General features: G+C 74.3%; 5 protein-coding genes and 1 pseudogene. 5 read left to right on the top strand and 1 reads right to left on the bottom strand.

Annotation, left to right across the window (positions count from 1 at the left end; translation table 11 throughout):
* Window positions 1–540 precede the first annotated feature (540 nt).
* The 4 genes from ABD323_RS38515 (at window position 541) to ABD323_RS38500 (ending at window position 5,136) form a co-directional block, all read left to right on the top strand.
* Window positions 541–2,025, top strand: a complete 1,485-nt coding sequence (locus ABD323_RS38515; protein WP_344446762.1) for a purine-cytosine permease family protein — start codon at window positions 541–543, stop codon at window positions 2,023–2,025.
* A gap of 141 nt (window positions 2,026–2,166) precedes the next feature.
* Window positions 2,167–3,015: a glycerophosphodiester phosphodiesterase family protein gene (locus ABD323_RS38510; protein ID WP_344446761.1), complete on the top strand. Its 849-nt coding sequence runs from the start codon at window positions 2,167–2,169 to the stop codon at window positions 3,013–3,015.
* A gap of 291 nt (window positions 3,016–3,306) precedes the next feature.
* A complete protein-coding gene (locus ABD323_RS38505; RefSeq protein WP_344446763.1) occupies window positions 3,307–3,969 on the top strand; it encodes an ATP-binding protein in 663 nt (220 codons plus the stop codon).
* A 183-nt stretch (window positions 3,970–4,152) separates the two neighbouring features.
* Complete coding sequence (locus tag ABD323_RS38500; RefSeq protein WP_344446760.1) at window positions 4,153–5,136, top strand: DUF5926 family protein; 984 nt, start codon at window positions 4,153–4,155, stop codon at window positions 5,134–5,136.
* 286 nt (window positions 5,137–5,422) lie between these two features.
* Here the strand turns inward: ABD323_RS38500 and ABD323_RS38495 are convergent, their stop codons facing one another.
* On the bottom strand, window positions 5,423–6,136 hold the full coding sequence (locus tag ABD323_RS38495; protein WP_344446759.1) for a bifunctional DNA primase/polymerase: 714 nt from the start codon (window positions 6,134–6,136) through the stop codon (window positions 5,423–5,425).
* A 624-nt stretch (window positions 6,137–6,760) separates the two neighbouring features.
* Between ABD323_RS38495 and ABD323_RS38490 the strand changes: the two are divergent.
* A pseudogene (locus tag ABD323_RS38490) lies at window positions 6,761–6,983 on the top strand (AMP-binding protein); the annotation flags it as partial.

Below are 6,983 nucleotides of genomic sequence, written 5' to 3'. Positions count from 1 at the left end.
CGGCCGGCGCGGCCGGCTCAGGCTCGGGGGCGCTCAGCTTGGCGAGGGCGATGGTCGGCTTGGACTCCCCGGCCGACGAGGTGTCACCTACCGTCGGAGCGCCCCCCGGCTCGCCGTGGCCGCTGGAGAGCTGCTCCCCCTGCGGTCCGGTGGAACCACTCTCGTGCTCGGTGCTCACGGACGACCTCCATCGCTGACAAGGACCTTGGCCCTTAGTTTTTCCCATGTCCGATCTGGTTGCCGTTAGGGGCCGCCTGAAGAACTGGTAAGAATCCTTAGGCAGACCGAACAGCCCCCCGTCCGACCGCCCCGCGGACCCCCCGCGTGGAGTTCCGCGATGCGGACGGCGCAACGCTCCGCCTTGGCGGAAACCGCAGGCCGGGCTACCCTGTCGCTGCCAATCTGACACGCGGGAGCTTGGACCCACCAGGCTGAGAGTGCGCTGGTCGACCGTACGCCATGGCCCTGGGGCCGGTGCGATCGAGGGAGCGCTGACCGCCGGAACCTGACCGGGTAATGCCGGCGTAGGGAGTATCGGCCATGACGGCTGCTTCGCCTTCCCCATCTTCTTCTGCCGGACCCAGCGAGTCCACGAATTTCGAGAACCCGGCCGGCGCCGTTCACCCGAAGGACCCCGCGGGCCCGCTGACCGGCGCCTCCACCACCGCGACCGCCTTGCTGGAGCCGCCGCGGACGGAGGGGGTCGGCCGGGCCGAGGCGCCGCTGGTGCTGGACACCGCCCCGCCGCGCACCCTCGGCTTCCGCGACCAGTTCGCGCTCTGGGCCAACCTGGGGATCAGCCTGATCGGCTTCACCAGCGCGGTCACCGTGCTCGGCGCCCCCGGCCAGGAGCTCTCGTTCGGCGCCGCGGTCACCGCCATCGTGGTCGGCACCGTGATCGGCACCGCGATGCTGGGGGTCGCCGCGCTGATCGGCGCGCGCACCGGGGCGCCCGCGATGGCGGTGCTGCGCGGCCTCTTCGGCACCCGGCTCTCCTACCTGCCGACCGTGCTGAACATCGCGCAGTGCGTCGGCTGGGGGGTGTACGAGCTGACCGTGATCGCCTGGGGCGCCCAGACGGTCTGTGACACCCAGGGCTGGCGCTGGCTCTTCGTCCTGCTGGCCGGAGTGCTGACCACCGCGCTGACGATCTGGCCGCTGGGCTCGATCTCGGCGCTGCGCAAGTACGTGGCGGTCGCGGTGGGCGTCGCGATGGTCTACTTCACCGTGCAGCTCGGGCGGCAGGGTTTCCCCGACCCGGGCGCGGGAAACTGGCACGGTTTCCTCAAGGCGACGGACGCCATCATCGCCGTCTCGATCTCCTTCGTGCCGCTGGCCGCCGACTACACCCGGCACTCGCGCACCCCGCGCGCCTCCTTCTGGGGGACCTTCTCCGGCTACACGCTCGCCCAGGTCTGGTGCTACCTGCTGGGCCTGATCGCGCTGCTACAGTCGCACGGCAACGTCGACAACCTGCTGGACTCCTTCGCCGGGGTGGCCGCCGGCTGGGCGTTCCTGCTGGTCCTGGTGCTGCGCGAGGCGGACCAGTCGTTCGCCAACGTGTACTCGACCGCGATGTCGGTGCACAACCTCTTCCCGCGGGTGGACCGCCGGGTGCTGACCGGCGGGATCGGCCTGCTGGTGACCGGGCTGGCGCTGCGGATCACCGAGTTCACGCAGTCCTACTACAACTTCCTCGGACTGATCGGCTCGGTCTTCGTGCCGCTCCTCGCGGTGCTGGCGGTGGACTTCTTCCGCGGCCGCGGCCGGCAGGGCTGGGACCTCGGGCAGGACGCCCCGGCCCGGCCGCTGATGCTGCTGCCGTGGGCGCTGGGCTTCGCGGTGTACCAGTTCCTGGCGCCCACCGACGTCGCCCACTGGTGGACGGCGTTCTGGACCCAGCTGCAGGGCTGGGCGCACTTCACGCCGCAGGAGTGGACCTCCGCCTCGCTCTTCTCGTTCCTGGTCGCCGGCCTGGCCACCTGGCTGCTCACGCTGCTCGGCCGGCAGCAGGCGGGCCGGTAGCGGGTCGCCCGGCAAAGGGCGGGTCGCCCGGCTCCGGCCGGCCCGCACCCCGGCGGCGGGGGCGGACGACCGGGTGGCCGCGGCACCGGGAGTTCGGCCCTGCGTCGCACTCCCGTCACCGGCGCGTCCTAGGGTTGACCTGTGACGACTCCCGAACTCTCCTCCGCCGACCCCGCCCGCAGCGAGCGGGCGGTCCAGGTGGTCGCCCACCGCGGCTCCTCCGAGGCACTGCCGGAGCACACCCTGGCCGCCTATCGCAGGGCGCTGGCGGAGGGCGCGGACGCGCTGGAGTGCGACGTGCGGCTGACCCGGGACGGGCAGCTGGTCTGCGTGCACGACCGGACCATCGCACGGGTCTCCGACGGCGGCCGGCGGGTGGTCTCGGCGCTCACCCTGGCCGAGCTGGAGGCGTACGACTTCGGGTCCTGGAAGCCCGGCGGCGACGACACCGAACGGGCGGACCCGGAGCGGCGCTCGGTGCTGCGGCTGGAGAGCCTGCTGGAGCTGGTCGCCGACTGCGGGCGGCGGGTGGACCTGGCCATCGAGACCAAGCACCCGGTGCGCTACCGCGGCCGGGTGGAGGCGGAACTGCTGAAGGCGCTGGAGCGGTTCGGCGTCAAGGGCGCGGCGGCGGGCGACGAGGGCGACCCGGACCGCCCGCACGCCCGGCTGATGAGCTTCTCCGGGGTGGCCCTGGGCCGGCTGCGGGACGCCGCACCGGAGTTCCCCCGGGTGTACCTCTTCGAGCGGAGCCTGCCGCTGCGGCTGTGGCCCGGCGCGGGACTGCCGGCGGCCGCCGCGATCGCCGGCCCCGGCATCGAACTCGTTCGCCGGCAGCCGGAGTTGGTGACCAGGCTGCGCGCCGCCGGGCACCGGGTGCACGTCTGGACGGTGGACCGGCCCGAGGACGTCGAGCTCTGCCTGGAGCTGGGCGTCGAGGCGATCATCACCAACCGGCCGCGCGCGGTGCTGGACCGGCTCGGGCGCTGACGCCGACTGCCGCCCACCCCCCGCACCACACCCACCGCGCGCCAGCCGGACGCCCGGCGCATTGGCGCACACGGGCGCAGAGCGGGGTGCCGCGACGAGCCCGGCGGGCGAAATCCACCCCCGCGACTGACGCAGCGTAAGCAGCTAATCACCTTTTGCGCACAGCGTGTTGCGGGTCACTCGAGTGGCCTCGGAATTGACGGAGCGCGAGCGAGTCAGGCCGTTTCCAGCGCATTCCCCCGGGGCATCCATCCCTCGGCAAACGCTGAAGGAGGTCCGGGGGTGGCGTTGATGGTGGCGCGCGAAGTGCCGACTTCATCGACCATGGCGGTGCCGCACGGTCCAGCCAGTGTCGGGGCCGCCCGGCGCCGGCTGCGGCGCGATCTGGGCGACCGCGAGGTCCCCGACGCCGTGATCGACGATGCGGTCCTGATCCTTTCCGAACTGCTCAGCAATTCCTGCCGCTATGCGCGGCCGCTGGCCCCATTGCTGGATCTCGACGGGGGGGCCGGCGGTGAATTCCACGCCCGGCCGCGCGATTGGTCGAAGTCCACGGACGGGCCCGAATTCCCGGACGGCCGGACCGCTGCGTCGGGTGGGTCCCAGGGGTCCGGGCACACCGGCGAACACAGCAGGGCCGGCGAGCAGTTCGGCGGCCCGGGCGAGCCGGGCGGCTTCGTCGAGCCGGCCGGCTACACCGAGCGCCCCGGCGGGGTGCTGGTGCGCTGGCAGATGCACGACGACGGACTGCTGACCCTGGAGGTCACCGACGGCGGCGCGGTCACCCGACCGCTGCCGGCCAGCCCCTCGCTCACCTCCAAGGGCGGCCGCGGCCTGAGCATCGTGGGCAAGCTGGCCACCGAGTGGGGCGTGCGGGACGCGCCCGGCGAGGTCACCGTCTGGGCCGCGCTGCCGGCGCACGCCCCGGAACCCGCGCACGCCCGCTCGGCCTGACGCGGTCGCCACCTGCGCCGGCAACACGGCCCGCGGCCGGTACCGCAGGGCACCGGGTCGCCTCCCGGGGGCACCGGGCCGACGCCGGTCGGTCCGAAGGCGGCACCGGGTCGGCCCGAGGCACCCGGCAACCTCAGTAGGCTGCCCGGGAGACAGTGACCACCGTCCCGGGAGAGCCGCACCATGGCCAAGAAGGCCGCCAAGAAGTCGACCCAGCCCAGCCGCGCCACCGCCGCCGGCGGCACCGTCCCCGTCGTCGGGGCCCGTGAGGACTGCCCCTGCGGCTCCGGCCGCCGGTACAAGGCGTGCCACGGCCGGGAGGCCGCGCACGCCGTGCAGGAGCTGGTGCACCGCCCGTTCGAGGGACTGCCGGGCGAGGCCGACTGGGTGGCGCTGCGCGAGCTGGTGCCGGCCGCCACCGTGCCGCTGACGCTGGCCGCCGGGGTGGCGCAGGGCGCCGAGGGCGAGATCCCCTCGGTCACGCTGGCGACCGTGCTGCCGCTCGCCTGGCCGGCCCTGCGCCGCCCGGACGGCTCGATCCTGCTCGGCCTGCAGACCCAGTCCTCCTCCGGCGACCTCAGCCGCGACCTGGCCGACGCGCTGACCAAGGCGCTGGTGACCGAGCCGGGCAACCCGGTGCCGACCCGCCGCGCCGCCGCCGACGGGCCCCGCCTGCAGGACCTGCTCGACCTCACCGCCGACTTCACCCCCGCGGTGCACACCGGCTTCGAGTTCTGGCTGGAGGACGCCGAGTCCGCCACCGGCGAGGTGGCCGCCTCGCTGGAGCGCGCCAACGCCTCGGCCATCCCGACCGAGAAGCTGGCCGGCGTGGACAGCGCGTACTGGTGCGGCACGCCGGACAAGAACCACCTGCGCTGGGTCATGCCGGTCCCCGAGGAGGAGCTGCTGGACGCGCTGGCGCGGCTGACCGCGGCCGGCGAGTCCTCGCTCGGCGAGGGCACCAAGCTGGTCGGCTCGTTCCGCGCGCACGGCCTGACCGTGCCGGTCTGGGACCTGCCGCTGGAGATGTCGGCCGCCGACTGCGAGAAGCCCGCGGCCGCCTTCGCGGAGCGTCTGGCCGGCGTGCTGGCCGCGCCCGCGCCCCTGACGGGCGACGAGCGCCGGGCCCGCGCCAACCTGGTGAGCCGTCAGGTCACGCTCAACTGAACGTTCCTGGCGGAACGTGACCGGATCGACCCCCGGGGACGTGACTCCGGTCACATTCGGCCCAGCCGGGCCGAATTCCCGGGGTCGAGTCGGGCAGGGAAATTGGCTACGGCGCCAATCCTTGTTACTGTTTAAACAGTCCGGTCGCTGGTGCATCCCCCGTCGCCAGCGGCCGGATCTTCATTTTCCGGGGATCCCACCCGGTGGGCACCCGGTGACGACCCCCCGGTGCCGCCCCCGCGACCGACGGTTCCCGAGGCCCGCTGCCGGGCCACGGGACTCCCCGTCAGTAGGCCAGCCGCGTGTCGTCCGGCGCCGCCGCGCCCGCCGCGACCAGCGCCTCCAGCAACCGCGCCACCTGCGGCAGCCGCACCCCGCCGCCCGGCGCCGGCTGCGGTCGGCGCACCCAGCGCACCTGCCCGCCGCCCGGCCCGATCCGCGAGGGCGGCAGCACCAGGAAGCCGCCGGGCCCGTGGTAGCGCACCGAGGTCGGCACCCGGCCCGGCGCGCCACCGGGCAGCAGGGTCTCCTCCTGGGCCACCAGCAGCTCCGCCAACTCCGGGTACGCGTACGGCGCGACGAGCAGCGCGCAGCGGGTCGGGGTGGCCAGCACCGGGCCGGGCACCAGGCGCAGCGCGTCCAGGTAGTCGAGCAGCCGCACGCCGGCCGACGCGGGCACGCTCACCGCAGCCACCTCGCGGCCGGTCGGCACGATCACCGGCGCCTGCGGGCTGTGCCGCTCCCACCACCAGCGCACCATGGTGGTCTCGGTGGTGGCCGCCAGCAGGGGCTGGTCGTGCGGGTGCGCGCCGGGGACCGGACAGAGCGGATCGCCGCAGGAGCAGGACCCGGTGGCCGGCCCCCCGTCCAGCGCGCGCTCCACCACCACCGCTCCCGGCACCACCGGCCACTGCCACCGCTCGGCGCAGGTCAGCGCCGCCTGCAGCAGTGCCTGCCGGGTGCTGCGATGCCGGCCGGACGACTCGCGCGATTCACGCATGGGCTCGTTCCTCTCCGCTCTGGGACCGGGGCGGGGCCGGCTCCGTGCGAAACCTGGCCGCCGAACCCTGATCTGACGAGACCTGACCTGATGACCTGCGAGATCTGACCTGACGCGGCCGGGGAGCCGCAGGGGTTGCGCAGAGCCTGTGTCCGACCGGTGGCGGACGGTCCCGGAGTGGCACTTCACCGCGACGGGACGGCCGGCCCGGGCAGGCCACGGGCACAGGCGCATCCCTGGAACGAGAATCCCTCATGCGACCAGATGGACGCCCTTCGGTGCCCTCTGGTTCCACCGTACGAGTGAGTGACTTCTGGTCAGCCCGGTCGCCGGACGGGGGACCCCTACGATTCCGGCAGGGTCCGGCAACCTCTGGTCAGCTTCTGCCCGTTCACCGGGCGCTCCACTCCACGCCCGGGTCGACGGTACGGCACGCGCGGCGCATCCGACCGGCGCGTGCGGTGGCGGCCGCCCGGGACCCGGCGGACAACCAGCCATCCGGCCCTGGTCCTTCCCTGGACACGTGCCGATCGTCCTGTGTAGAAGTGTGGGCATTAGGAGCGGTTTGGCAGGGCTCGGCCCCCGGGCCGGGCCGACACGGACCACAGCGCTGGGAGTCGCGGCATGAGTGACAAGCTTCCGCCCGCCGCCGGCGCCGGTGCCCCGGGGACCGGTTCGCCGGTACCCGACCCGGCCGAGAGCACGGGCGGCGGCGAGCCCCCGGAACCGGCCGGCGGACGGATCGCCACGCTGCTCGACCTGCCGCAGCCCGGCGAGTCGGGCCGGCCCGTGCTGCGGCCGACGGGCCCCGCGCCCGCCGCCGGCTCGGGGAGCGGTCCGACGGCCC

This window comes from Kitasatospora nipponensis, from assembly GCF_039528135.1.
GTDB lineage: Bacteria > Actinomycetota > Actinomycetes > Streptomycetales > Streptomycetaceae > Kitasatospora > Kitasatospora nipponensis.
The sequence above is the reverse complement of the archived record's forward strand: the minus strand, read 5'-3'. Positions and strand labels throughout refer to the sequence as shown.